Source organism: Serratia sp. 14-2641 (assembly GCF_001692375.1).
GTDB lineage: Bacteria > Pseudomonadota > Gammaproteobacteria > Enterobacterales > Enterobacteriaceae > Chania > Chania fonticola_C.
Genome location: NZ_LXKR01000077.1, coordinates 268,583 through 293,514, shown reverse-complemented (window position 1 = coordinate 293,514; position 24,932 = coordinate 268,583). Strand labels below are relative to the sequence as shown.

At 56.6% G+C, this 24,932-nt stretch carries 24 protein-coding genes; 8 read left to right on the top strand and 16 right to left on the bottom strand.

Annotation, left to right across the window (positions count from 1 at the left end; translation table 11 throughout):
- Window positions 1-329 precede the first annotated feature (329 nt).
- On the top strand, window positions 330-1,619 hold the full coding sequence (locus tag A6U95_RS24930) for a citrate synthase (protein ID WP_021805275.1): 1,290 nt from the start codon (window positions 330-332) through the stop codon (window positions 1,617-1,619).
- 87 nt (window positions 1,620-1,706) lie between these two features.
- On the opposite strand, the gene nei is transcribed toward A6U95_RS24930, so the two are convergent.
- The 12 genes from nei to A6U95_RS24870 all read right to left on the bottom strand — a co-directional run bounded on the left by nei (window position 1,707) and on the right by A6U95_RS24870 (window position 12,047).
- A complete protein-coding gene (nei, locus tag A6U95_RS24925) occupies window positions 1,707-2,498 on the bottom strand; it encodes an endonuclease VIII (protein WP_065686438.1) in 792 nt (263 codons plus the stop codon).
- A gap of 72 nt (window positions 2,499-2,570) precedes the next feature.
- The gene (pcp, locus tag A6U95_RS24920) at window positions 2,571-3,215 is read right to left on the bottom strand and encodes a pyroglutamyl-peptidase I (RefSeq protein ID WP_065686437.1); all 645 of its coding nucleotides are present in this window, start codon (window positions 3,213-3,215) and stop codon (window positions 2,571-2,573) included.
- An 8-nt stretch (window positions 3,216-3,223) separates the two neighbouring features.
- Window positions 3,224-4,231: a DUF979 domain-containing protein gene (locus tag A6U95_RS24915; RefSeq protein WP_024483152.1), complete on the bottom strand. Its 1,008-nt coding sequence runs from the start codon at window positions 4,229-4,231 to the stop codon at window positions 3,224-3,226.
- On the bottom strand, window positions 4,228-4,959 hold the full coding sequence (locus A6U95_RS24910; protein ID WP_021805279.1) for a DUF969 domain-containing protein: 732 nt from the start codon (window positions 4,957-4,959) through the stop codon (window positions 4,228-4,230). The genes A6U95_RS24915 and A6U95_RS24910 overlap by 4 nt, the downstream gene beginning before the upstream one ends.
- 66 nt (window positions 4,960-5,025) lie before the next feature.
- Entirely contained in the window at window positions 5,026-5,763 is a 738-nt protein-coding gene (pxpA, locus tag A6U95_RS24905; protein WP_065686436.1) for a 5-oxoprolinase subunit PxpA, read from the bottom strand.
- The gene (gene pxpC, locus A6U95_RS24900) at window positions 5,760-6,686 is read right to left on the bottom strand and encodes a 5-oxoprolinase subunit PxpC (RefSeq protein ID WP_024529340.1); all 927 of its coding nucleotides are present in this window, start codon (window positions 6,684-6,686) and stop codon (window positions 5,760-5,762) included. Before pxpC ends, pxpA begins: the two co-directional genes overlap by 4 nt.
- Window positions 6,680-7,336, bottom strand: coding sequence for a 5-oxoprolinase subunit PxpB (gene pxpB, locus A6U95_RS24895; protein WP_074423402.1), 657 nt, complete (start codon window positions 7,334-7,336; stop codon window positions 6,680-6,682). The genes pxpC and pxpB overlap by 7 nt, the downstream gene beginning before the upstream one ends.
- Before the next feature lie 224 nt (window positions 7,337-7,560).
- Entirely contained in the window at window positions 7,561-8,304 is a 744-nt protein-coding gene (locus A6U95_RS24890) for a type 2 GTP cyclohydrolase I (protein ID WP_065686484.1), read from the bottom strand.
- Window positions 8,305-8,321: 17 nt separating this feature from the next.
- On the bottom strand, window positions 8,322-9,302 hold the full coding sequence (locus tag A6U95_RS24885) for an MBL fold metallo-hydrolase (RefSeq protein ID WP_065686435.1): 981 nt from the start codon (window positions 9,300-9,302) through the stop codon (window positions 8,322-8,324).
- A 22-nt stretch (window positions 9,303-9,324) separates the two neighbouring features.
- Window positions 9,325-10,749, bottom strand: coding sequence for a deoxyribodipyrimidine photo-lyase (phrB, locus tag A6U95_RS24880; protein ID WP_065686434.1), 1,425 nt, complete (start codon window positions 10,747-10,749; stop codon window positions 9,325-9,327).
- A gap of 15 nt (window positions 10,750-10,764) precedes the next feature.
- Complete coding sequence (locus tag A6U95_RS24875; protein WP_065686433.1) at window positions 10,765-11,718, bottom strand: 2-thiouracil desulfurase family protein; 954 nt, start codon at window positions 11,716-11,718, stop codon at window positions 10,765-10,767.
- A gap of 122 nt (window positions 11,719-11,840) precedes the next feature.
- Window positions 11,841-12,047: a YbfA family protein gene (locus A6U95_RS24870; protein WP_024529334.1), complete on the bottom strand. Its 207-nt coding sequence runs from the start codon at window positions 12,045-12,047 to the stop codon at window positions 11,841-11,843.
- A gap of 430 nt (window positions 12,048-12,477) precedes the next feature.
- On the opposite strand from A6U95_RS24870, the gene A6U95_RS24865 reads away from it, so the two are divergent.
- The 6 genes from A6U95_RS24865 to kdpE all read left to right on the top strand — a co-directional run bounded on the left by A6U95_RS24865 (window position 12,478) and on the right by kdpE (window position 20,420).
- A complete protein-coding gene (locus tag A6U95_RS24865; protein ID WP_037375124.1) occupies window positions 12,478-12,567 on the top strand; it encodes a K(+)-transporting ATPase subunit F in 90 nt (29 codons plus the stop codon).
- The gene (kdpA, locus tag A6U95_RS24860) at window positions 12,567-14,255 is read left to right on the top strand and encodes a potassium-transporting ATPase subunit KdpA (protein ID WP_065686432.1); all 1,689 of its coding nucleotides are present in this window, start codon (window positions 12,567-12,569) and stop codon (window positions 14,253-14,255) included. Before A6U95_RS24865 ends, kdpA begins: the two co-directional genes overlap by 1 nt.
- Window positions 14,256-14,280: 25 nt before the next feature.
- Window positions 14,281-16,350 carry a potassium-transporting ATPase subunit KdpB gene (kdpB, locus tag A6U95_RS24855; protein ID WP_024529332.1) on the top strand — a complete coding sequence of 690 codons (2,070 nt, stop codon included), beginning with the start codon at window positions 14,281-14,283 and terminating at the stop codon, window positions 16,348-16,350.
- 18 nt (window positions 16,351-16,368) lie between these two features.
- Entirely contained in the window at window positions 16,369-16,938 is a 570-nt protein-coding gene (kdpC, locus tag A6U95_RS24850) for a potassium-transporting ATPase subunit KdpC (protein WP_065686431.1), read from the top strand.
- Window positions 16,939-17,018: 80 nt separating this feature from the next.
- A complete protein-coding gene (gene kdpD / locus A6U95_RS24845) occupies window positions 17,019-19,712 on the top strand; it encodes a two-component system sensor histidine kinase KdpD (protein WP_065686430.1) in 2,694 nt (897 codons plus the stop codon).
- Window positions 19,713-19,730: 18 nt separating this feature from the next.
- Complete coding sequence (kdpE, locus tag A6U95_RS24840; RefSeq protein WP_065686429.1) at window positions 19,731-20,420, top strand: two-component system response regulator KdpE; 690 nt, start codon at window positions 19,731-19,733, stop codon at window positions 20,418-20,420.
- Here the strand turns inward: kdpE and A6U95_RS24835 are convergent.
- The 4 genes from A6U95_RS24835 to seqA form a co-directional block, all read right to left on the bottom strand.
- Window positions 20,417-20,725, bottom strand: a complete 309-nt coding sequence (locus A6U95_RS24835) for a DUF3861 domain-containing protein (RefSeq protein ID WP_065686428.1) — start codon at window positions 20,723-20,725, stop codon at window positions 20,417-20,419. The genes kdpE and A6U95_RS24835 overlap by 4 nt on opposite strands.
- Entirely contained in the window at window positions 20,725-21,366 is a 642-nt protein-coding gene (locus A6U95_RS24830; protein WP_139102457.1) for a PadR family transcriptional regulator, read from the bottom strand. The genes A6U95_RS24835 and A6U95_RS24830 overlap by 1 nt, the downstream gene beginning before the upstream one ends.
- Before the next feature lie 187 nt (window positions 21,367-21,553).
- On the bottom strand, window positions 21,554-23,197 hold the full coding sequence (pgm, locus tag A6U95_RS24825) for a phosphoglucomutase (alpha-D-glucose-1,6-bisphosphate-dependent) (protein WP_065686427.1): 1,644 nt from the start codon (window positions 23,195-23,197) through the stop codon (window positions 21,554-21,556).
- Window positions 23,198-23,274: 77 nt separating this feature from the next.
- Entirely contained in the window at window positions 23,275-23,817 is a 543-nt protein-coding gene (seqA, locus tag A6U95_RS24820) for a replication initiation negative regulator SeqA (protein WP_021805296.1), read from the bottom strand.
- Between the two features lie 241 nt (window positions 23,818-24,058).
- Here seqA and ybfF point away from each other — a divergent pair, with 241 nt between their 5' ends.
- Window positions 24,059-24,841 (top strand): esterase, encoded by a 783-nt coding sequence (gene ybfF / locus A6U95_RS24815; protein ID WP_024483170.1) that lies wholly within the window; start codon window positions 24,059-24,061, stop codon window positions 24,839-24,841.
- The last annotated feature ends 91 nt before the right edge of the window (window positions 24,842-24,932 follow it).

Genomic DNA, 24,932 nt, shown 5'->3' with positions numbered 1-24,932 from the left:
GGGCAGCAATCAACCCTATGATGCACTAGCGGTCACCGGATACACTTCCCCCTAAGCACAAGTTATGCAAGAGTGTAGCGATAGTGTATGTGGTTAACATTCCAAACAGATCGTAGGTAATGATTAAAAGAAAATAACGAATCCCGATGAATCGTTAACGGCTGCTAACCCGTCTTGTTCGCCTGGTGCAAACTCTGTCCCCTACCGGCGCAAATGCGCTGTCGCTCACAGAGTTAGCGTTCGCTCGACTTTAATGCGGGCAACCTGCGGAGATTTAAGGTATTTCAGTTGTTAGAGGTTTTTAAAATAAGGCGTTAAGGAGACTGTAAATGACTGATAAGAAAGCGACGCTAAGCATCAACAACGGCGAAGCTCCGATCGAACTGGGCGTACTCACCCCTTCACTGGGCCCTGATGTTATTGACGTACGCGCCCTGGGCTCCAAAGGTTATTTCACATTTGATCCCGGCTTTACTTCTACCGCTTCCTGTGAATCCAAAATCACGTTCATCGACGGCGACAAAGGTATCCTGCTGCATCGCGGCTTCCCGATTGAGCAGTTGGCAAAAGAGTCCTCCTACCTGGAGGTGTGCTACATCCTGCTGTACGGCGAAACCCCGAGCGCTGAAGAGTTCGAAACCTTCAAAACCACGGTAACCCGTCACACCATGATCCACGACCAGATCACCCATCTGTTCCGTGGTTTCCGCCGTGACTCGCACCCAATGGCGGTGCTGTGCGGGGTAACAGGTGCCCTGGCTGCGTTCTATCACGATGCGCTGGACGTCAACAATGAACGTCACCGTGAGATCACCGCGTTCCGCCTGCTGTCCAAAATGCCTACCGTGGCAGCGATGTGTTACAAGTATTCTCTCGGCCAGCCGTTTGTTTATCCACGCAACGACCTGTCCTATGCCGGTAACTTCCTGCGCATGATGTTTGCTACACCTTGCGAAGAGTACGTGGTGAACCCGGTGCTGGAACGCGCCATGGATCGTATTCTGATCCTGCATGCCGACCATGAGCAGAACGCGTCCACCTCCACCGTGCGTACCGCCGGTTCATCCGGTGCCAACCCGTTTGCCTGTATCGCGGCCGGTATCGCTTCCCTGTGGGGGCCAGCGCACGGCGGTGCCAACGAAGCAGCACTGAAGATGCTCGAAGAGATCAAAACCGTTGAGCACATCCCTGAGTTCATCAAGCGCGCTAAAGACAAGAATGACTCGTTCCGTCTGATGGGCTTTGGCCACCGCGTGTACAAAAACTACGATCCACGCGCCACCGTGATGCGTGAAACCTGTCACGAAGTATTGAAAGAACTGAACAAGAAAGACGACAACCTGCTGCAGGTCGCGATGGAGCTGGAACACATCGCGTTGAACGACCCGTACTTCATCGAGAAGAAACTGTACCCGAACGTCGATTTCTATTCAGGTATCATCCTGAAAGCGATGGGTATTCCTTCTTCCATGTTTACGGTGATCTTCGCGATTGCCCGTACCATTGGCTGGATTGCCCACTGGAACGAAATGCACGACGAAGGCATCAAGATCGCTCGCCCACGTCAGCTGTATACCGGCTATGCCGAGCGTGAGTTCAAGTCTCAGGTTAAGAAGTAAGCTTTAGCAGGGGCGTCATATTCGCCCCAACTCGGCTAATGACTCTATCGACTTAACGCTGCCCCACTGGCAGCGTTTTTTTATGGGTTACTTCTGGCAAACCGGGCACCAATAGAACGGTCGCGAAGATAGCGCCGTTTTCTCGATCATTGCCCCACAGCGAGGGCAAGGCTCACCACTGCGATGAAACACCTTGAAGCTGAACAGCGTGCCATGATGGCGATTTTCATCTACCTGACCACGGGTCTGGTATGAAATACGTGGAATATCCAACAGCGCCTGCGCCAACTGATGCAGCGCATCAGGGGTGAGATCCTGCGGTTTATGCTTGGGTGCCAGTTCTGCCTGCCACAAAATCTCGGCTCGCAGGTAATTGCCCAGACCTGCCAGAAAAGACTGATCCAGCAGCATCCCGCCTAACTGGCGCTTACAAAACGCCGGCGATAACAGCCGCTGTTCCACCTGCTGTACGGTCAAAGCCATATCCAGCACGTCAGGGCCAATACGCTTTAAGAACGGGTGTTGCTCAATCTCACCGCGCGGCGCAATGGTGATATCCGAAGCGCTGTACAACAAGATCGCCCACTCGGCAGTCTCCAGTCGTACGCGCAGATCGCGCTTGGTTTCTGGCGTTTCGCCCTCTCGCACCACCTTCCACACGCCGTAAAGCTGGTTGTGGCTGTACATGGTCAAACCGTTGGAAAAATCGGTTAACAAGGCTTTACCACGCGGTTCAATGGCAGTGATACGTTCACCGACCAGCTCGCCCTGATAGTGTTTCAGTTGCGGGAAAGCAAACCAGACTTCGGTCAGTGGCTGATCGATCATCACCGCCGCCAGCTTATCTGCCGCCCGGCGGATCTCCGGCCCTTCTGGCATGGACAACTCCTTGATTGAAAAGGGTCCGGCAAGCCGAACCCTAAGGTTAACATGGAGGTAGCATAAATCACCTCAATGCGTGGCGCCACCCACCACTTTCAAGTCATGCTCTACCTGCAAGGCAATCGAAATCGCCATTTCCAAAGCAAACAGCACCGTCTGAGCTGCCATACTCGGCGCACCAGGATGCTGTGCTGCCTGCTCAGGCAGGTAAGGGATATGGATAAAACCGCCCTTCACCACCTGCTGCCCGCTTAAGCGGTGTAACAGACCGTACATCACATGGTTACAGACATAGGTCCCGGCGGTTTGTGATACCGAGGCCGGAATGCCAGCCTCACGCATCGCATTTACCACCGCCTTGATCGGCAAGGTGCTGAAATAGGCCGCCGGGCCGTCAGCCACAATGGCCTGGTCGATCGGCTGCTGTCCCTGATTATCGGGAATACGCGCGTCATCGACGTTAATAGCGACGCGCTCCAGCGTGATGTCGGTGCGCCCCCCCGCCTGGCCGATCGCCAACACCATCGCTGGCTGAACTTCGTCAATGGCCGCGTTCAACACCGTCAACGCCTCACCGAAGACGCAAGGGAGCTGGCGTGCAATAATGTGCGCCCCGCCAAGCTCCAGATCGTTAAGCTGCTTCACTACCTCCCAGGATGGGTTGACACGCTCGCCGTCAAACGGCTCAAAGCCGGTAATCAATACTTTCTGCATGCGTTCTCCTAGAGGAACATCAGGAAATAAAGCAGGAATACGTTAACCAATAGCAACGTGACCCCGGTCGGTATCTGCGCCTTGATGACCGCATTCTTGTCCGGCAACTCCAGTAACGCCGCCGGTACAATATTAAAGTTAGCAGCCATTGGCGTCATCAACGTGCCGCAATAGCCGGAGAACATGCCGATAGCCGCCATCACCGCGGGGTTACCACCATGTTGCAGTACCAGGATCGGAATACCGATACCCGCAGTGACAATCGGGAAAGCCGCAAACGCGTTCCCCATGATCATGGTCAACACGGCCATGCCGATGGCATACACCGCTACGGCGATAAAGCGGTTATCTACCGCCAGGTATTCCTGCGTTAAGTGGGAGATAGCCGTACCAACGCCCGCAACGGTGAACAGCAGGCCAAGAGTAGCCAGGATCTGCGGCAGGATGAAGGCCCAGCCGATGGAATCCAACAGACGACGAGCTTCCTGCACTGGCTGCGACATTTTCTCACGGGTCATCTTCACCGCAATAACCAGGCCAAGCAAACAGCCGAGGGTCATGGAGAACAGCGTGATCAAGGTGGAGTGGTTACCGCTGCCAAACACCGCCTGTTGCAAGGCCGGGATATTATTGAACAGCAGCACACCGATCACCGTGACGACCGGGATCGCCAGCGCCGGGATAAACAGACGGTTGCCCAAGCGTTTAGCACTGGTTTCGCGCTCTTGCTGGCTGCGCTGATGATAGCTGCCAAGACGCACACCGCCAAAACCGGCGATCAGAGCCATCACCACCACCAGAACCCCCACGGTGATATGCAGTTGACGTTTGGCTTCGGCCCCTGAGCCAAACAGCCCATAGGTCCAATCCCCCACCAGGAAGATCAATCCATACAAGGCCCAGAACAGACCGGTAGAGATACGACGTGGGTTGGCCTTATCGCCAAACGACATCGCGGCGACGATCAGTAATACCGCGCCCGCCAGCCAATAGAGATATTGTTGTTGGAATATCATTGGCCTTCTCCCTTGGCCTGCAACGCAGCCTGGTTAAGTTTGCTCAGTTCAGCGTTGAGTTGCTTGTCCATGCGGTACAAACGGAACGAGTGGATCAGGAAGGCAAAGATCGCCGTTGGGATCCCCCACAGCGCAATGTGCAGCGGTTCGGTCTGAATGCCGCCGGATTCCAGCATAAAATTATGCATAAAGATGATCGCGCCAAAGGCGACAAAAATGTCTTCGCCAAAGAACAGCCCGACGTTATCGGTCGCGGCAGACATTGCCCGCAGACGATAGCGCACACGTTCCGGCAGTTCCCCATAGCGGTTTTCCGTCGCCCCCTCCGCCATCGGTGCCAACAGCGGACGTACCATCTGAGGTTGGCCGCCCAGGCTGGTCAGCCCCATTGCCGCCGTCACTTCACGCACAAACAGGTAAACGATCAGTAAACGCCCTGCGGTGGCGCTTTTGATTTTGGCAATCCACGCCTGCGCACGCTCTTTCAAGCCGTGGCGCTCTAACAGCCCGATAATCGGCAGCGGCAACAGCAGGATCAGCGGCAGGTTACGGGTATTGAGAAAGCCCTCGCCGAGCTTTTCCAAAATGACATCCAGCGGCATCAAAGCTGCCAGCCCGGTGATAATACCGGCGGCGATCACCACCAGCACCGGGTTAAAACGCAATACAAATCCAACCACGATGGCAGCGATGCCTATCAGTGGCCAGAGGTTTACCGCTTGTTCCATATTAACGTCCCTCTTGTCGCCCTCGGTCTTACGGGCAATGTTGTGTTTGCTGTAGTCATTATTTTTTTATGTGGCGCTGACGCCAATCTGCTGCTGAGCAAAGCTCTCTCTCAGCTTCCTGGCATAGGCCAGCGCATGTTCCCCGTCGCCGTGCAGGCAAACGGTTTCAGCCTTGACGGAGGCCCAGCCCCCCTCAATGGTTCGTACACGCTGGTGGCGAACCATTTCCAGCGTCTGTTGCAATGCCAGTTCATCACTGGCGATCAGTGCCCCAGGTTGCCCACGAGGTACCAATGTTCCATCGGCCTGATAGCCACGATCGGCAAACACTTCCTGCCGCGTCGCCAACCCCAGTTTTTCACCTGCGCGGATCAGCTCACTGCCAGCCAACCCCACCAAGCGTAACGAAGGATCTACCGCATACACTGCACGAGCGATGGTTTCGGCCAGTTCAGGCTCCACCGCCGCCTGGTTGTAGAGCATGCCGTGCGGTTTCACATGCACCATCACGCCGCCTTCAGCACGGGTAATGGCGGCCAGCGCACCCAACTGATACACCACTTGGGCATACACCGTTTCTACCGGTAACTGCATCCGGGTGCGGCCGAAGTTTTCCCGATCCGGGAAACTGGGATGGGCACCAATCGCCACACCGTATTGCAACGCCCAGCGCACCGATTGGCGCATGGTCTGGGCATCCCCGGCATGGAAGCCGCAGGCAATATTGGCCGAGCTGACCAACTGCAACAACGCTTCGTCATTGGCGCAACCTTCACCGAGATCGGCATTCAAATCGACGATCATTTAACCCCCCAGGCAATCTGTTGAATAAAGTGATCCTGCTCAGCCTTGGCGCGCTGCGCCTCTGCCAGGGTGCAGGGGATAAAGTGAAGCGCATCCCCCAGGCGGATCTGCGCCAAGTGGAACAGATCGGCCTCGATCACGCAGGCAATACGCGGGTATCCCCCGGTAGTCTGAGCATCGGCCATCAAGACGATAGGCTGACCGTTGTGTGGAACCTGGATGACGCCAGGTATCAGGCCATGGGAGAGCATTTCCCGTTCAGTGGTGCGCGTCAGGGCACTACCACCGTGCAGGCGATACCCCATGCGGTTACTCTGCGGACTGAGCTGCCAAGCAGTGCGCCAGAAATCGTCCTGCGCCTGTTGGCTGAACTCGTCATACTCCGGCCCGGTCAACACCCTTATCCGGTTGCTGAACAGCGGCTGTTTCACACCGATGACCGTAGTCGGCAGCGCCTGCGGCTTACCCGCTGGCAGCAGGTCGCCTTCCTTCAACTGACGACCTTCCAATCCACCAAAGCCCGCTTTCAGATCGGTGCTGCGTGAGCCCAGCATCTCCGGCACATTGATGCCACCAGACACCGCCAGATAGCTACGCATCCCGCGTTTAGGCATCTTCAGCGTCAGTTGCTGGCCTTTTTTTACCGGATAGCGCCAGCCCGTCCACAAAGATTTGCCGTCCAACTGAGCATCGCAGCCCGCACCGGTCAGCGCAATCCACCCATTATGGGTAAATTCGGCACTGAATTGCCCCAGCGTGATCTCTAACCCGGCCGCTTCAGCCGGGTTGCCCACCAGCAGGTTGGCTATTTTCAGCGCGGGGATATCCAGAGCGCCGCCCTGGCTGATGCCCAAACGCCGGAAGCCGTTACGCCCCAGGTCCTGGACGGTGGTGTAAATACCAGCTCGCAAGATCTTCAGCATACGCCCCCCTTTTGCGGTACAAAGCGCACGTTATCGCCCGGGCGCAGCAGCGTCGGCGGCATTTCATTAGGATTAAACAGCGCCAGTGGCGTGCGGCCAATCAGTTGCCAACCACCCGGCGTAACCAGCGGATAGATCCCCGTCTGGCCGCCACCGATCCCCACAGAACCCGCAGCAACAGACAGACGCGGTTCCGCTCGGCGAGGAGTGGCCAGACGCTCCGGCATCCCTCCCAGATAGGTAAAACCAGGTTGGAATCCCAGGAAATAAACCACATACGCGGTCGATGAATGGCATTCCACCACCTGTTGCGGCGTCATGCCGGTATGGCGCGCCACCTCATCCAGGTCTGGGCCATATTCACCCCCATAGATCACCGGGATATCGACATTACGGGACTCTGGCACCAGACTTTCGTTGCCTTCCCATCCTTGACGCAGCAGTTCCAGCATCGCCTCGGCATCGGCCTGCGGCGTATACAGCAACAGCGTCAGGTTATTCATTCCTGGCACCACTTCCCGCACGTCAGCGTGGTGATTTAACTTTTCTGCCAATGCCCAGATGCGCTGCTGACTTTGCAGCGTCACCGGGGGTGCCAATTCAAGCACTACAGCGCGTTCCCCTAGCAGGTAATATTGTGCTCGTTGCACCCCTATCTCCTTATACTCGTCGTGTTTCAAGCCGCAGCATGACTGACCGCTCACGAACGAATGAGCGGGTCACTGGGTAGCAACTTGAAGTTCACAGGGTATTTTATTATTTGAAAAGCGTATCAGTTATGCGGGACGTAACGTCGGCTGTCAAGAGAGCAACCTTCGGGAATATAAGGGATTAGCAGCGCTAAAGGGTTCGTTTTACCGAACCCATAGGCAAATCAGGCCGGATTGGGGATATCGATAAAGGTGACGTCAAAGCCGTGATGTTGCGCTAACCACTCGCCTAACGCCTTGATCCCACCGCGTTCCGTCGCGTGATGGCCGGCGGCAAAAAAGTGCACCCCCATCTCCCGCGCCGTATGAATCGTTTGCTCAGAAACCTCTCCGCTGATAAACGCATCAACGCCAAATCGCGCAGCGCTGTCGATAAATCCCTGGCCGCCACCGGTACACCAGGCCACCCGACGGATTGCCTGCGGAGCATTATCGCCACAGTGCAGTACCGCGCGGCCAAGACGGCTTTCGATACGCTGTTGCAGTTCACCTGCACTGAGCGGTTGCTCAAATTCTCCGTGCGGCACCAAAGGCTCGATCTCACCGAGCATGCGGATGCCCAACGCCTTTGCCAACTGCGCGTTATTACCCAGTTCCGGGTGTGCATCCAGCGGTAAGTGGTAGCCATACAGATTGATATCATTGCTCAGCAGAGTTTTCAGCCGGTTACGCTTCATGCCGCGCACCGCGGGTGCTTCGTTTTTCCAGAAGTAACCATGATGCACCACTATGGCATCCGCCTGATGTTCCACCGCCGCATCCAACAATGCCTGGCAGGCCGTCACTCCCGTCACAATGCGCTGCACATGCGCCCGCCCTTCCACCTGTAGGCCATTTGGCGCGTAGTCCTGGAAGGCCGCACAGTTGAGTTCGCTGTTGATCAGATGTTCCAGATCTAGGTTATGCATAGTCATCTCACTCTCATTCAAAATTGTTGCCGATCGCCCTGTTCCATCAGGATAAATTTCACCCCCAGATCGTTGCCCTGATCCAGCTGTTGCTTGATGGTAGCACGCACATCTTCTCCCTGTTTCAAGCTGGGCTTGATGTGGCTGATGATCACCGGCAGATCTTTTAACGATCCCTCTCCGCCGCTGTACTGCTGTAGATTTTTCAGCTCTTTCAGTAGCCAGGCCGGGGTCAGATGACCATACAGGTGCTTGTCATCCACCTCGTTCGGGTAAGAGGCTTCGATAATCATGCCCTTTAGCTTCTTCTGCTCAATCAGCGGCCCCAACTCGCGCCAGGCGCTATCCAAATTACGAGACTGCTCCAGCGCGTCCGGCCCGGTATCGCCAAAGTAGGCAAATGATCCTTCACGGTCGGCCACCAGCAACATCGATGAGGGATAGCGATCGTGGCTAAGGGGGTACATCACCCCGCTCAAACCGGTCAGGCCCAGGGTGACACGCTGCAGCGGGCGTACCGTTTGCAAACGGTAAGTGCCCAGCCGCGAGCCATTACCGGCATCGGTAAAGTTGGGCCAGGCTTTCCAGTTAAAATAGTGATTGCGTAGCGTCAATACGGTATCGGCCTGCGCATAAACGGTTTTCTTACTGTCTTCCGGTGAACCGAGGATCAGCCCAGCGACGTGATCCAGATGGCCGTGGCTAATGAAGTAACCGCCAATCAGTTGACGGAAGATATAGCCCTGTGGGGTGTAGGGAGCCGCCAGCTCGGGCGTGACCTGAGGAAAACTGCCCTTTTCCAGCCCTTTGGCAATCCCCGGCAGCAGCGTCCCGGCATCCAGTGCCAGATACTGCGTCTGGCTATCACTGCGGATCAGATAAGAAGTCAGATTGCCGTCGCTGACGCCACCGTCGACGCCCAGCGCCACTACGTCAAAACCGGCCACGGCCAACGCGGAATAGCCGCCCAGGCACAGGGCCAGTAGTTTCTTCATCATCAGGAAGCTCCTTGCTGTTACTTTAAAGTCCCCCTCGCTTGGCCGCTTCAAAAGCCGCCAACGTCTCCAGCCGAGCCTGCTGGTGTTGGACTATCGGCGGCGGATAATTCAGAACCTGCTGCTGCTTTTCCGCCCAGCGATGGGGTTGATGGAGCTCATTGTCCGGTACATCCGCCAGTTCAGGCAACCATTTACGGATAAAAGTGCCTTTTGGATCAAAACGTTCGCCCTGAGTGGTCGGGTTAAAGATGCGGAAATAAGGTGCGGCATCGGTGCCGGTAGAGGCGGCCCACTGCCAGCCACCGTTGTTGGCGGCCAGATCGCCATCCAGCAATTGGGACATGAAATACTGTTCACCTGCGCGCCAGTCGATCAGCAAATCCTTGACCAGGAAGCTGGCCACGATCATCCGCAGGCGATTATGCATCCAGCCGGTTTGATTGAGCTGACGCATGGCAGCATCGACAATCGGGTAACCGGTATTGCCCTGTTGCCAGGCCAGTAACGCCGCGTCGTTGCGTTGCCAGCATACCTTATCCGTCCAGGTGATAAAGGGACGGTGCTTGCATAACGCAGGATACGCCACCATCAGGTGACGATAAAATTCTCGCCAGATCAGCTCATTAAGCCAACAGAAAGCGCCACTTTGCGGATCTTCCAGCACATCAGGGCACTCGACGCGCAGACGGTTGACGCACTGGCGCGGGGAGATAACGCCAATAGCCAGATAGGGTGACAGATTGCTGGTGCCGGCAATGGCGGGCAAATCGCGCTGTGCGGCATAGTCTTGCACCTGCTCGCGGCAGAAAGCACGCAGCCTGTGCAATGCAGCCTCTTCGCCTGCGGGATAGCCCTCTCCCACTTCAGCCAAGGGATAATCGAACGCCGCCGCTGCGGTAAAACCAACGGCTTCCCCACGCGGGCGTGGGGCCGGCAGAGAGCTCACATCGGACTCGGTCAACCGCTGGAGAAAGGCTTTGCGAAAGGGCGTATAGACCTTGTACATCTCGCCGTTGCCGGTTTGCACGCTGCCGGGGGGCAACAGCAGGCTATCATCAAAGCTGTGGCAGCTCACCTGCCCGGCCAACGCCTGCTCAAGGCGGGCGTCACGTTGACGCTCATTGATTTCATACTGACGGTTGTAAAACAGGGCCGCGACCTGCTGGCGCTGGCAGAACTCCACCAGCCAGTTAACCGAACCGGCAAAATCGTCGCCCTGATGGCAAATCAGTTCAATGCCCCGAGCCGCCAGCGCCGCTTGTACCTGTAGCAGATTAGCGTGAATAAACGCCGCCTGGCGTGGTGCCATATTGTGCTGCCGCCATTGCGCGGGTGTAGCGATAAATACCGCCATTACCTTGGCTTGCGGATCGCTACAGGCGGCGGAGAGGGCTTTATTGTCCGTAATGCGCAGATCGTTACGCAACCAGACCAGATGCGTGGTCATAACACTCCTTGCGGGTTAATGGCCGTAGCGCAGGCGCAGCGCCTCCGGGTAGGGCTCAAAATAGCGCTGTTGCGCCAGATAGCTATCAGGATATTCGGCCATGTAATGTTTTAACAGCGTAATCGGTGCCAGCAGCGGTTGCATGCCCTGGCGATAGTGGTCGATAAGACTGGCCAATTCCTGGCGCTGAGAGCTGCTGAGCTGGCGGCGGAAGTAACCCTGAACATGCATCAAGACGTTGGTGTGGTTGCGCCGTGTCGCCTTGTGTTGCAATAGCCTCATCAGGCGCTGGCGATATTCCACCGCAAAAGCGTCCAGCGACTCCCAGCGTTCAATATCCGCGACGAAACGCCCCAGCTCCCGGTACTCCGGTTGTGAATGCGCCAACAGTGAAAGTTTATAACGGCTATGAAAAGCGATCAGCCCGCCACGAGTTAACCCCTGGCGCCACAGCATATTCAGTTCATAAAGGGCAAACACCCGTTCAACAAAGTTTTCCCGCAGCACGGGATCGGTCAGACGACCGTCTTCTTCTACCGGCAACCACGGCATTTGCTGGAGCAGTTCGGCGGCAAACAGCCCAACGCCACTTTTACGCGCCCCCTGGCCGTTCTCGTCCCAGAGCTTGACCCGCTCCATTCCGCAAGTAGGCGATTTTGCGCAGACTATGTAACCGCATAAATGTTGCAACTGGCTAACCCGCAGCTCAGAGAACTGTTGCATCCGTTCGGTAAGATCTACATTGGGGTCATTGCTGTGGAGCAGCCGCGTCTGCTGTTGGTTTTTAACCAAACGCAGTGCAGGCCGTGGCGTTGGCAAGCCAATCGCCATTTCGGGACAAATCGGCTCAAACGTGACATAGGGCGCCAATTGTTCCACGGCAAATTCGCAGCGTTTATGGCCGCCATCGAAACGCACCGCACTGCCCAACAGGCAAGCGCTGATTCCGATAGGGATCTTGTTGCTCATATCTTGTCTCCCACCAACGGGTTAATGCTAGAAGTGTAGAGGAGTTAATGCGTTACTGCGGCTTAAAACGCAAAAACCCCCGCCAAAGGGGCGAGGGTTCTTAGTATTGCAACGGGCCAGGATTAATAAAAATCGCAGGACGCCGTTTCTGCCTGTTGCAGCCAGACCGGTTTATTGCTGGTTTTTGACCAGACGCGGTGTAAATAGCTGTAAAAACGTGCGCGATCGGCACGGAACAGCATCACCGGCAAGGCAAGAACACCGACCAGAATCACTGCGCTACGGCGCAGGAGGACCCGATGCAACGGATAGGCTTGGTAGTTAGACATACGAACCTCCTTAAAAACATCCGCGCCAGGTTGTCAGGACCCGACGCAATGCAAAACGATAAATGATGGCCAATTGGAAACTGAACAAAATATTACCGCACAGGGTGTAATTTTACAACTCATCCGACCACCAAAATGCGCAAAAAGAGCACAAAAAAGGCCTCCACAACGTAATTTTGTTACATCAAGGTTAATAACTAACTTAACATTGGTTACATTGTGGTTTCTTGGCGTTGCCGGGGTCGTTAAACGGATTTTTATGCCAACACCCCATCCGCTCACGCCTTGCTGCGTATAAAACCGCCATTTTTTGCCGTTATTTCAATCATTTTTATACTTTTTTTACACCCGGCCACGCTATTTTTTCATCTTCTTTCTACTGCCCTCCCTACACTCAGGCTATCAAAAACAACACCTCTGGAGGTGTCCCGTGAGTTTCAGCGTTATTGGTGGTGCGCTGTTGGTTCTGCTGCTGTTGGGCTATCTGGTTTATGCCCTGTTTAATGCGGAGGACTTCTGATGGCAGCTTCAGCCTTCTTGTTGATCGCCAGCTTTGTGCTGGTGCTTCTGGTGCTGGCCCGTCCCCTGGGCAGCTTTATGGCTCGCCTGATCGAGGGAGAGCCGCTACCGGTGCTGCGCCATGTGGAAGCAGCCGTCTGGCGTTGCTGTGGTAATGACACCGCCGAGATGACCTGGTGGCAATACGCACTGGCGATCCTGTGGTTCAATATCCTCGGTTTGGTGCTGCTGTTGGTGCTGCTGATGGCACAGGGTTCTTTACCGCTCAACCCGCAAGGGTTCCCCGGTTTATCTTGGGATCTGGCGTTCAATACTGCCGTCAGCTTCGTCACCAATACCAACTGGCAGGCCTACAGCGGGGAAAACACCCTCAGCTATCTCAGCCAGATGGCCGGATTGACGGTACAGAACTTCCTGTCTGCCGCCACCGGTATCGCCGTTGCCTTTGCCCTGATCCGGGCCTTTGCACGCCGTTCCAGCGCCACCATCGGTAACGCCTGGATTGATATCCTGCGCATTACTCTCTATGTGCTGCTACCGCTGTCACTGCTGATCGCGCTGTTCTTCGTCAGCCAGGGAACATTGCAGAACTTCCTGCCTTACCTGCATGTGACCACGCTGGAAGGAGCACAGCAGACCTTGCCAATGGGGCCAGTGGCTTCTCAGGAAGCGATCAAGATGCTCGGCACCAACGGTGGCGGCTTCTTCGGTGCAAACTCGGCGCATCCGTTTGAAAACCCCACCGTATTGACCAACTTTGTGCAGATGCTGGCGATCTTCCTGATCCCTTGCGCCCTGTGCTTCGCCTTTGGTCAGGTGTCTGGTGAAAACCGTCAGGGTCACGCGCTGATCTGGGCCATGGCGCTGATCTTTATCGTTGCGGTGATCGTGGTGATGAACGCTGAACTGGCTGGCAACCCGCATCTGAGCGCGCTTGGCAGTAGCAGCAACATCAATATGGAAGGTAAAGAGTCCCGCTTTGGCATTCTCGCCAGCAGCATGTTCTCAGTGGTGACCACTGCGGCCTCCTGCGGTGCGGTCAACGCCATGCATGACTCCTTTACCGCGCTGGGTGGCATGGTGCCGATGTGGCTGATGCAGATTGGCGAGGTCGTGTTCGGCGGCGTCGGTTCCGGCCTGTACGGCATGCTGCTGTTCGTGCTGCTGACGGTGTTTATCGCCGGGCTGATGATTGGCCGCACGCCGGAATATCTCGGCAAGAAGATCGATGTTTATGACATGAAGATGACCGCGCTGGCAATCCTGGTGACGCCGACCTTGGTACTGCTGGGCACCGCGTTGGCAATTGCTACCGACGCTGGCCGTGCTGGCATCCTCAACCCAGGGGCGCATGGCTTCAGTGAAGTGCTGTATGCCTTCTCTTCGGCAGCCAACAACAACGGTAGCGCCTTTGCTGGCCTGAGCGTCAACACGCCGTTCTACAACCTGCTGCTGGCCTTGGCGATGTTTGTTGGCCGCTTCGGGGTGATCCTGCCGGTGCTGGCCATTGCGGGTTCGCTGTGTGTCAAAAAACGCCAACCGGCGGGTAACGGCACGCTGCCAACCTACGGGCCACTGTTTATCGGCCTGTTGGTTGGTACCATCCTGCTGGTCGGTGCCTTGACCTTTGTCCCAGCGCTGGCGCTAGGCCCGGTAGCCGAACATTTACAACTGTGGTTGGCCAATTAACAGTCATAACAGAGAGAAGAACAAGATGACTCGCAAACAACGCGCACTGTTTGAACCGGCACTGATGCGTACCGCGCTGATCGATGCGGTGAAAAAGCTGGACCCACGCGTTCAGTGGCGTAACCCGGTGATGTTCGTGGTGTACCTCGGCAGTATCCTGACTTCAGTCATTTGGCTGGCGGTGCTTTCAGGCAACGCCGAAGGTAGCGCGGCCTTTACCGGCAGCATCGCCATGTGGCTGTGGTTTACCGTGCTGTTCGCCAACTTCGCCGAGGCGCTGGCGGAAGGACGCAGCAAGGCTCAGGCAGAAAGCCTGAAAGGCACCAAGAAAACCAGTTGGGCGAAGAAACTCGCCACGCCTAAGCGTGATGGTGCCACCGAGAAAGTCTCGGCCGAGAGCCTGCGTAAAGGGGATATCGTGCTGGTAGAAGCTGGCGATACTATCCCTTGCGATGGCGAAGTGCTGGAAGGCGGCGCATCGGTCGATGAAAGCGCCATCACCGGAGAATCTGCACCGGTGATCCGTGAATCCGGTGGTGACTTCTCCTCCGTGACCGGCGGGACGCGTATTCTGTCCGACTGGCTGGTGGTGCAGTGTAGCGTTAACCCAGGGGAAACCTTCCTCGATCGTATGATCGCCATGGTCGAAGGTGCCAAACGCCGTAAAACCCCAAACGAAGTGGCGCTGACCATTTTGCTGGTGGCGTTGACTATCGTGTTCGTACTGGCGACCGCAACCCTGTTCCCTTACTCGCAATACAGCGTGGAAGCCGCAGGCAGCGGCAGCATAGTGTCGATCACCGTGTTGGTGGCCTTGCTGGTCTGTCTGATCCCGACCACCATCGGTGGGCTATTGTCCGCTATCGGCGTCGCCGGGATGAGCCGCATGCTGGGGGCCAACGTGATTGCCACCAGCGGGCGCGCCGTTGAGGCCGCCGGTGACGTTGACGTACTGCTGTTGGACAAGACCGGCACCATCACCCTCGGTAACCGTCAGGCATCCGAATTCCTGCCGGCACCTGGGGTAAAAGAGCAAGAGCTGGCCGATGCCGCCCAACTCTCTTCGCTAGCCGATGAAACGCCGGAAGGCCGCAGTATCGTGGTGCTGGCCAAGCAGCGCTTCAACCTGCGCGAACGTGATTTGCAGGCGTTGAATGCCACCTTCGTGCCTTTCTCTGCGCAAACCCGTATGAGCGGCGTCAACGTGCAGGACCGGATGATCCGTAAAGGGGCGGTGGACGCCATTCGCCGCCACGTCGAATCCAACAATGGCCACTTCCCACGTGCAGTAGATGAGTTGGTTGAAAGCGTCGCTCGTACCGGCGGTACGCCGTTGGTGGTCGCCGAAGGGCCACGCGTGCTGGGGGTCGTGGCGCTGAAAGACATCGTCAAAGGCGGGATTAAAGAACGCTTTGCCGAACTGCGCAAGATGGGTATCAAGACGGTGATGATCACCGGGGATAACCGCCTGACCGCCGCCGCCATCGCAGCTGAAGCCGGTGTGGATGACTTCCTTTCGGAAGCCACGCCAGAGGCCAAACTGGCGCTGATCCGTCAGTATCAGGCGGAAGGACGCCTGGTTGCGATGACCGGCGACGGCACCAACGACGCCCCTGCACTGGCGCAGGCCGACGTGGCGGTTGCCATGAACTCGGGGACGCAGGCGGCCAAGGAAGCGGGCAACATGGTCGATCTGGACTCCAACCCGACCAAGCTGATCGAAGTGGTGCATATCGGTAAGCAGATGCTGATGACGCGCGGTTCACTGACCACCTTCAGTATCGCCAACGATGTGGCGAAGTACTTTGCCATTATCCCGGCGGCCTTCGCGGCAACCTATCCGCAGTTGAATGCGCTGAACGTGATGCAGTTGCACTCCCCCGCCTCGGCGATTATGTCGGCGGTGATCTTCAACGCTCTGGTGATCGTCTTCCTTATCCCACTGGCGTTGAAAGGGGTGAGTTACAAAGCAATGAGCGCCGCTGCTCTGCTGCGCCGTAACCTGTGGCTGTATGGTGTGGGTGGCCTGCTGGTACCGTTCGTGGGTATCAAGCTGATCGACCTGCTGCTGACCGCGCTGAATATGGCCGGCTAAGATAACGAGGAATTTATGATGTCTTATTTACGTCCTTCTCTGGTTATGCTGATCCTGTTGACGGCGATCACCGGTATCGCTTACCCATTACTCACCACCGGGCTGTCACAGTTGCTGTTCAGCGGAGCGGCCAACGGCTCGTTGATCTATCAAGGGGATAAAGCGGTCGGCTCGGCGTTGATTGGCCAGAACTTCACCCAACCGGGTTATTTCTGGGGTCGTCCTTCTGCCACCAGCGATTCGGCCTATAATGCGATGGCATCCGGCGGCAGTAATCTGGCCGCCACCAACCCGGCGCTGGATAAAGCGATCGGTGAGCGGGCAACGCAGCTGCGCCAGGCTAACCCGGCGATGAGCGGGCCGATCCCGGTCGATCTGCTGACCGCTTCCGGCAGTGGCCTGGATCCGCAGATTTCGCTGGCTGCCGCCAAGTACCAGATAGCGCGTGTCGCCAACGCACGTCAGTTGCCACAGGAGCAGATTGCCAAACTGATTGATGAAAACACCGATCGTGCCACGCCCAATTTTATGGGGGAATCGGTGGTCAACGTGCTGAAGCTGAATATGGCGCTGGATGCGTTGAAATAACTGAAGACGTGATAAAAAGTAGCTAAATAAAGGGTTCGGCATTGCCGAACCCGCTTTGCATGGGTAAACAAGGAACTCTGATGGTGGATGACGAACTGCAACGCCCCGACCCAGACAGCCTGCTGGCGTTAGCCAATGAAAAGCCACGCGGCAAACTGAAAGTCTTCTTCGGGGCCTGCGCCGGGGTAGGTAAAACCTACGCCATGTTGCAGGAAGCTCAACGGCAACGGGCGCAGGGGCTAGACGTGCTGATTGGCGTGGTGGAAACCCACGGCCGCCAGGAAACGGCAGCGTTGCTGCAAGGACTGTCGATCCTGCCAGCAAAACGCATCCAACATCGTGGCCGCCAGGTGCAAGAGTTCGACCTCGATGCCGCTTTGGCACGCCATCCGGCCCTGATCCTGATGGATGAGCTGGCGCACAGTAACGCCCAAGGTTCACGCCATCCCAAACGTTGGCAGGATGTGGACGAACTGCTGGATGCCGGTATCGATGTGCTGACCACGGTTAACGTCCAGCATCTGGAAAGCCTGAACGACGTCGTCGGCGGCATCACCGGAGTACGGGTCAGGGAAACCGTGCCTGACCACGTGTTTGACGAAGCGACCGAAGTGGTGTTGGTGGACCTGCCCCCAGACGATCTACGTCAGCGGCTCAACGAAGGTAAGGTCTATATCCCAGGCCAGGCCGAACGCGCCATCGAGCATTTCTTCCGTAAAGGTAACCTGATCGCCCTACGTGAGCTGGCACTACGCCGCACCGCCGACCGCGTTGACGATCAAATGCGGGCCTTCCGCGATAACCAGGGGCGTGAAAAGGTCTGGCACACCCGGGACAGCATCCTGTTATGCGTCGGCCATAACAGCGGTAGCGAAAAGCTGGTGCGTATCGCTGCAAGGCTCGCGGCACGCCTCGGTTGCCACTGGCATGCCGTGTATGTCGAAACCCCGAAGCTGCACCGCCTGCCGGAGAACCAACGGCGAGCCATCCTGCGCGCGTTGCGGCTGGCGCAAGAATTAGGGGCTGAAACCGCCACCCTTTCCGATCCTTCTGAAGAACGCGCGGTACTGCGCTATGCCCGGGAACATAACCTGGGCAAAATCATTATTGGCCGCCGGGGTGAACAGCGCTGGAAGCTGCGCGGCAGCTTTGCCGATCGCCTTGGCCAGCTTGGGCCGGATCTCGATCTGGTGATTGTAGCGCTGGATAACGATACGCCGCAGCCGCAGATAAAAGAGCACGATAATCGCGCCTTTAGCGAAAAATGGCGTTTCCAACTGCGGGGCTGCGCCGTCGCCGTAGCTTTGTGCGCTATCATCACGCTGCTGTCGCAATGGCTACTGCCAGGCTTCGATTCTGCCAACCTGGTGATGGTTTATCTGCTGGGCGTAGCGATTGTTGCCCTGTTCTTTGGCCGCTGGCCTTCGGTGTTAGCCGCGGTCATCAACGTCGCCAGCTTCGATTTGTTCTTCGTGCAGCCCGAATGGTCGTTCGCCGTCAGTGATATGCAATATCTGCTGACCTTTGCCGTGATGCTGACCGTCGGTATCACCATTGGTAATCTGACCGCCGGGGTACGTTATCAGGCCCGGGTAGCACGCTATCGCGAACAACGGGCGCGCCATTTATATGAGATGTCTCGTGGGCTCAGCCAGGCGTTGAGCAGAGAAGATATTGCCAAAACCAGCCGTCATTTTATCTCCAGCAGCTTCCAGGCCAAAACCGTGCTGCTGCTGCCGCAGGAGGATGGCTCCCTGCAACAGATGGTGGGTGAAGAAGGCGGCTTGCTGTCGGTGGATGAAGCCATCGCCCGTTGGAGCTATGGCAAAGGTTTGCCCGCCGGGGCCGGTACCGACACCCTGCCCGGTGTGCCGTACCAACTGCTGCCGCTCAGCACCTCCAAACAGACCTTTGGCCTGCTGGCAATTGAGCCGAACAATGTGCGCCAGTTGATGGTGCCGGAGCAACAGCGGCTGTTACAGACCTTTGCGGTGCTGATCGCCAGCGCGCTGGAGCGCCTGCATCTGGCCCGCAGTGCCGAAGAGGCCAAGCTGGATGCCGAACGCGAACAGCTACGTAACTCGCTGCTGGCCGCCCTTTCTCACGATCTGCGGACTCCGCTTACCGTGCTGTTTGGTCAGGCAGAAATTCTGACGCTGGATCTGGCCACCGAAGGCTCCAGCCACGCCCCACAGGCCAGCCAAATCCGCCAGCAGGTGCTCAGTACCACCCGCCTGGTAAACAATCTGCTGGATATGGCACGCATTCAGTCCGGTGGTTTTAACCTGCGTAAAGAGTGGCAATCGCTAGAAGAGATCGTTGGGGCCTCGCTGCATATGCTGGAACCGCTGCTGGTATTGCACGAGATCAAAGTGGAATTGCCGCCAGAGATGGTGTTGATCAACTGTGATGGCAGCCTGTTAGAGCGGGTGTTCACCAACCTGGTGGAAAATGCCAATAAATATGCTGGTGCCGATGCTATCATCGGGATCCGCGCCCACGCAGTAAAGGACTGGCTGGAAGTGGAGGTTTGGGATAATGGCCCCGGTATCCCGGAGGAACAAACCCAACTGATATTTGACAAGTTCTCCCGCGGCAATAAAGAGTCGGCGATCCCCGGCGTCGGCTTGGGGTTAGCGATTTGTCGTGCCATTATTGAAGTACACGGCGGCCGCATCTGGGCGGAGAACCGCGCCGAAGGCGGGGCCAGTTTCCACTTTATGCTGCCGTTGGAAAAGCCACCCGAACTGGATGGAGCAGATTTTGACTTGTAACCAAAGAGTAGAGGCCCCGTGACCACATCGCCGACTAACATTCTGATTGTGGAAGACGAGAAAGAGATCCGTCGCTTCGTGCGCACCGCGCTGGAGAGCGAAGGGTTACGGGTATTTGAAAGTGAAACGCTGCAGCGTGGGCTGATAGAAGCCGGCACGCGCAAGCCGGATCTGGTCATTCTTGATTTGGGGTTACCCGATGGCGACGGGCTGGACTACATTCGCGATCTGCGCCAATGGAGCGCCGTGCCGGTGATTGTCCTTTCCGCTCGCCATGCCGAAGAGGACAAGATTGCCGCGCTGGATGCGGGGGCCGATGACTATCTGAGCAAGCCGTTCGGCATTGGTGAACTGCTGGCTCGGGTGCGGGTTGCGCTACGCCGCCACGCCAATAGCCAACAGGAAAGCCCGTTGGTCAGCTTCTCCGATATCACCGTCGATCTGATCAACCGCAGCGTCATGCGTAACGGTGAAGATCTGCATCTGACGCCCATCGAGTTCCGTTTACTGTCCGAGTTGCTGGCCAACTCCGGTAAGGTGATCACCCAACGGCAGCTACTCAGCCACGTCTGGGGACCCAATTACGTCGAACACAGCCACTATCTGCGCATCTATATGGGTCATCTGCGGCAAAAGCTGGAAAACGATCCGGCGCGGCCCAGGCATCTGCTTACTGAGACCGGCGTCGGCTATCGGTTTATGCCTTAATCTTGCGACGATGTTGGCCCCTTTTTCAGTCCGACCATAAACGCCTTAAACGAGTCACGCAGTGGCTCAAACAGCGGATGCTTACGGTTTTCTATCATCACTTCTGAGAACAACTTAAGCCCGACGGCAAAGGCCGCGCTGTTCTGTTCGCCAAAGTTCAGATCCTCTCGCCCTTGAATGCGCTCAACAATGGCCAGAATATCGTCGTGATTTTCTACCTCAAACACCAACTCCGGCTTGTCGACGGGTTCGCCTTTACGATCGGTCAGGGCTTCTACGGTAATGCGGAAACGGTGGCCAGGCATCAGTTATCCTCCTGTGGCTGTTTTGGCGATACCATTTCGGCTTCGATAGCTTCCACGGCGGTCAGTAGTGCCTGATTGATACGCCCGACCTGCTCCTGAGACAAATCCGCACGCATCATGTTGCCACGCAGCAGGTAGCGCAGGCGATTCATCACTTCGGAGATCCCTTCGGCCAGATTGCCCTCATGGCGATGGTCACGCCCAGCGCCAGCCAGGCGGGCAAAAATCACTTCGATGGCCGCCTGATGCTTTTGCAGCTCCTGCTTGCCGAGTTCGGTAATTTGGTAGCTCTTACGGCCATTGCCAGCCACCGCGGGTTCCAGGAAGTCTTGTTCTTCCAACAGCGTGAGGGTTGGGTAAATCACACCTGGGCTTGGCACATACAGGCCGGAAGAAGCTTCTTCGATAGCCTTGATCAGCTCGTAGCCGTGGCTAGGTTTACGCTCTACCAGCGCCAGCAGCACCAAACGCAGATCGCCGTGCTCAAACAGGCGATGACGCCCGCGCCCGCCCCGGCCCTGTTCTTCACCACCACGGCCGTGTTCCCCGCGGCCAGCAAAATGATGACGACCGCCACGGCGGTGGTGGCAATGCCCCTCTTCCCGCTGGTCGTGGTGACGTGCAAATCGATTAAACATCATGATTGTTACCTCTTGATTGATGATATGAGCATCGACGCATTTAGATATATCTAAACTACGTCGATGGCTCTAATCTAGATCGATATATCTAAATGCGCAAGAGGCAACCTGAAATTAGATATATCTAAATCACAGGCATAAAAAAAAGCGCTGTAAAAACAGCGCCTTTTCATTATCGAGGGAGAGATTACTTGGCTGAAGCTAACACTTCGCTGACGATCTCGACCGCTTCATGCTCGATCTTCTCGCGGTGCTCGGCACCCAGGAAGCTTTCACAGTAGATCTTGTAAGCCTCTTCGGTACCCGATGGGCGAGCGGCAAACCAGCCGTTGTCGGTCATCACTTTCAGGCCGCCGATGGAAGCGCCGTTACCCGGAGCTGCCGTCAGACGCGCAGTGATAGGATCGCCCGCCAGGGTGCTGGCCTTGACCATTTCCGGTGACAGCTTGGACAACGCCGCTTTCTGTGCGGAGGTTGCCGGAGCCTGGATACGGTTGTAGCTTGGCGCGCCGAAGCGTTTGGCCAGATCGTTATAGTGATGCTGCGGGTTTTCACCGGTGACCGCGGTGATCTCTGCCGCCAGCAGGCACATGATGATGCCGTCTTTATCGGTAGACCAAGGCGTACCATCGAAGCGCAGGAACGAAGCCCCGGCGCTCTCTTCGCCGCCGAAGCCGAAGCTACCGTCGAACAGGCCGTCAACAAACCATTTGAAACCGACCGGCACTTCCACCAGCTTGCGGCCCAGATCGGCCACTACGCGGTCAATCATCGCGCTGGAAACCAGCGTTTTACCCACGGCAACGTTGGCACCCCATTGCGGGCGATGCTGGAACAGGTAATTGATGGCAACGGCCAGGTAGTGGTTCGGGTTCATCAGGCCCGCAGGCGTGACGATACCGTGGCGGTCATAGTCCGGATCGTTGGCAAACGCCAGATCGAACTTGTCGCGCAGGGCCAGCAGGCCCGCCATTGCCGATTCGGACGAGCAGTCCATGCGGATGATGCCGTCATGGTCGAGGTGCATAAAGCGGAAGGTCTGATCGATGGAGTCATTCACCAACGTCAGATCCAGCTTATAGTGCTCGGCAATCCGCTGCCAGTAGGCAATGCCGGAACCGCCAAGCGGGTCTACGCCCAGTTTCAGGCCCGCACGCTGAATGGCTGGCATATCGACGATGTCCACCAGCCCTTCCACGTAAGGCTGCACCAAATCCTGCGCATGCAGATGGCCGCCAGTCCAGGCTTTATCCAGCGATTGACGCTGTACGCCCTGCAGCTTGAGGCTCAGCAGTTCGTTGGCACGCTTTTCAATCACGGAAGTCAGGTTGGTATCGGCTGGGCCACCGTTTGGCGGGTTATATTTGATGCCGCCGTCTTCAGGTGGGTTATGCGAAGGCGTAATCACGATGCCGTCTGCCTGCGCGCCCCCTTTGCGGTTGAAGCACAAGATAGCGTGTGACACGGCAGGGGTTGGCGTAAAGCCGTTATTTTCCTGCACCACCACGTCAACGCCGTTGGCGGTCAGCACTTCCAGCACGGAAATAAAGGCGGGTTCGGACAGCGCATGGGTGTCTTTACCCACGTAGCAAGGGCCAGTGGTGCCCTGTTGACGACGCACTTCGGCAATGGCCTGAGCAATCGCCAGGATATGTGCTTCGTTAAAGCTCTGACGAAGCGCGCTGCCACGATGCCCTGAGGTACCGAATTTCACCGCATGTGCAGCATTACCGGCCTCTGGTTGCAGCACATAATACTGCGACGTCAGCTGGGCTACGTTGATCAAATCACTTTGCTGAGCGGGTTGCCCGGCACGTGGGTCATTAGCCATCGACTACTCCCTAAAATGCCAGTACTGTGGCCGGGCAATGAGTCGCTTACGGCCACCGTGACGGGCTGTTCGCTAAATTAGACGGTGCCGCAAACTTTCTCGATCAGTTCCGCTGGGAACTGCATGGCCTGCATGATGTGTTCGATCATGCTGCGTTTGCGGCCGGTGTTGGTATTGGTGATCACCCAGTAAGGCGTACCTGGCACATGCTTGGGCTTGGTATGCGTTCCGTTGGCCAACAGCGTTTGCTGATCGCCAGCAAAATAGGTACGGGTACGGCCATGCAACGAATCCGTTGCCGCGGCAAAGCCCGCCGCATCGAGGGTGTACAAGGTGGAAAGTACCAGCATAAAACGATTTACAGCTTTGCTCTGTTCGGCATATTCGTCCGATAGCAGCAGCTCGCGCACCGCACGCACGCGATCGCGTGGGCGCTGTGCTGCAACGGCAGCCGCTGACGGCTCTGCCTGGCCACTGGCAACCACAGGAGCCGTGCGCACAGGCTGTCCTGCGGTAAACTTCAACATACGCCGTAAAATATCAGACGCACTTTCACCGATATGTTGCGTGTGGCTGGCAATATAACGGTAAAGTTCTTCGTCGACTTCAATAGTTTTCATCTTTATCCAGTACGTTTTTTCTACTTATGAACCTGAAGCCAATTGGTGCATTCAAGCCATGGGATTATAAGGTTAAAAGCGCGGGTGCGAACACTACAATGTTCTCCCAAACGGCAAAAGCAGACTTTAGCCAACCGCCTTGGCCGCCAAGCCCTCACCATACCATGAAATATCGGCAAAATTCTGCGGACCAACCAATAATCTCTCTAGCCATGTTAACCTAACTCATTATCTCAAGATCATGAACTTCACCATGAAATTACATTATCAATTATTGGCCGCAGAGGCTGCCACGCCAGCGAGCCTACCGATCGTGCTGATCCACGGCCTGTTTGGCAATCTGGATAACCTGGGCGTTCTGGCACGCGATCTGAACCAGCAGCATACGGTGATCAAGGTCGATCTGCGCAATCACGGGCTGTCACCGCGCGCGGCGGAGATGACCTACCCGGCGATGGCGCAGGATCTGTTGACGCTGTTAGACGACTTGCAAATCGAGCGAGCCATCGTAATCGGCCACTCAATGGGCGGCAAAGCAGCGATGGCGTTGACCGCGCTAGCCCCGGAGCGAATTGAACGGCTGGTGGCGATCGATATCGCCCCGGTGGATTACGACACTCGCCGCCATGACCAGATCTTTACCGCACTGCAAGCCGTCACCGATGCGGGTATCACCCAGCGTCAGCAGGCTGCGCAGCTCATGCGAGCCACGCTGGATGAAGAAGGCGTGATCCAGTTTCTGTTGAAATCTTTCCATGCTGGTAGTTGGCGGTTCAACCTGCCGGTGTTGATCGAGCAATATGAGAACATTATCGGCTGGCAAGAGGTTCCACCCTGGCCGCACCCGACGCTGTTTATCCGTGGTGGCCTCTCGCCTTACGTGCAGGATAGCTACCGCGATGACATCGCCCGCCAGTTCCCGCAGGCACGCGCCTATGTGGTTGCAGGCTCCGGTCACTGGGTCCATGCGGAGAAACCGGACGCCGTATTACGGGCAATCCACCGCTTTATTGACCAGCCCTGAGCTTAAATGGCGAAAAAACGCGCTAGAGAGAATAGCTTAGCGCGTTTGTCGCTAAGTTAGGCATTGTCGGCGCTCCATCTGCTGGGGTAAT

Bases quoted from the DNA above. Each gene is read 5' to 3' on its own strand.
- A6U95_RS24930 (WP_021805275.1), top strand. From the start codon at position 330: ATGACTGATAAGAAAGCGACGCTAAGCATCAACAACGGCGAAGCTCCG.
- nei (WP_065686438.1), bottom strand. From the start codon at position 2,498: ATGCCAGAAGGGCCGGAGATCCGCCGGGCGGCAGATAAGCTGGCGGCG.
- pcp (WP_065686437.1), bottom strand. From the start codon at position 3,215: ATGCAGAAAGTATTGATTACCGGCTTTGAGCCGTTTGACGGCGAGCGT.
- A6U95_RS24915 (WP_024483152.1), bottom strand. From the start codon at position 4,231: ATGATATTCCAACAACAATATCTCTATTGGCTGGCGGGCGCGGTATTA.
- A6U95_RS24910 (WP_021805279.1), bottom strand. From the start codon at position 4,959: ATGGAACAAGCGGTAAACCTCTGGCCACTGATAGGCATCGCTGCCATC.
- pxpA (WP_065686436.1), bottom strand. From the start codon at position 5,763: ATGATCGTCGATTTGAATGCCGATCTCGGTGAAGGTTGCGCCAATGAC.
- pxpC (WP_024529340.1), bottom strand. From the start codon at position 6,686: ATGCTGAAGATCTTGCGAGCTGGTATTTACACCACCGTCCAGGACCTG.
- A6U95_RS24890 (WP_065686484.1), bottom strand. From the start codon at position 8,304: ATGCATAACCTAGATCTGGAACATCTGATCAACAGCGAACTCAACTGT.
- A6U95_RS24885 (WP_065686435.1), bottom strand. From the start codon at position 9,302: ATGATGAAGAAACTACTGGCCCTGTGCCTGGGCGGCTATTCCGCGTTG.
- phrB (WP_065686434.1), bottom strand. From the start codon at position 10,749: ATGACCACGCATCTGGTCTGGTTGCGTAACGATCTGCGCATTACGGAC.
- A6U95_RS24875 (WP_065686433.1), bottom strand. From the start codon at position 11,718: ATGAGCAACAAGATCCCTATCGGAATCAGCGCTTGCCTGTTGGGCAGT.
- A6U95_RS24870 (WP_024529334.1), bottom strand. From the start codon at position 12,047: ATGTCTAACTACCAAGCCTATCCGTTGCATCGGGTCCTCCTGCGCCGT.
- kdpA (WP_065686432.1), top strand. From the start codon at position 12,567: ATGGCAGCTTCAGCCTTCTTGTTGATCGCCAGCTTTGTGCTGGTGCTT.
- kdpB (WP_024529332.1), top strand. From the start codon at position 14,281: ATGACTCGCAAACAACGCGCACTGTTTGAACCGGCACTGATGCGTACC.
- kdpC (WP_065686431.1), top strand. From the start codon at position 16,369: ATGTCTTATTTACGTCCTTCTCTGGTTATGCTGATCCTGTTGACGGCG.
- kdpD (WP_065686430.1), top strand. From the start codon at position 17,019: ATGGTGGATGACGAACTGCAACGCCCCGACCCAGACAGCCTGCTGGCG.
- A6U95_RS24835 (WP_065686428.1), bottom strand. From the start codon at position 20,725: ATGCCTGGCCACCGTTTCCGCATTACCGTAGAAGCCCTGACCGATCGT.
- A6U95_RS24830 (WP_139102457.1), bottom strand. From the start codon at position 21,366: ATGATGTTTAATCGATTTGCACGTCACCACGACCAGCGGGAAGAGGGG.
- pgm (WP_065686427.1), bottom strand. From the start codon at position 23,197: ATGGCTAATGACCCACGTGCCGGGCAACCCGCTCAGCAAAGTGATTTG.
- seqA (WP_021805296.1), bottom strand. From the start codon at position 23,817: ATGAAAACTATTGAAGTCGACGAAGAACTTTACCGTTATATTGCCAGC.
- ybfF (WP_024483170.1), top strand. From the start codon at position 24,059: ATGAACTTCACCATGAAATTACATTATCAATTATTGGCCGCAGAGGCT.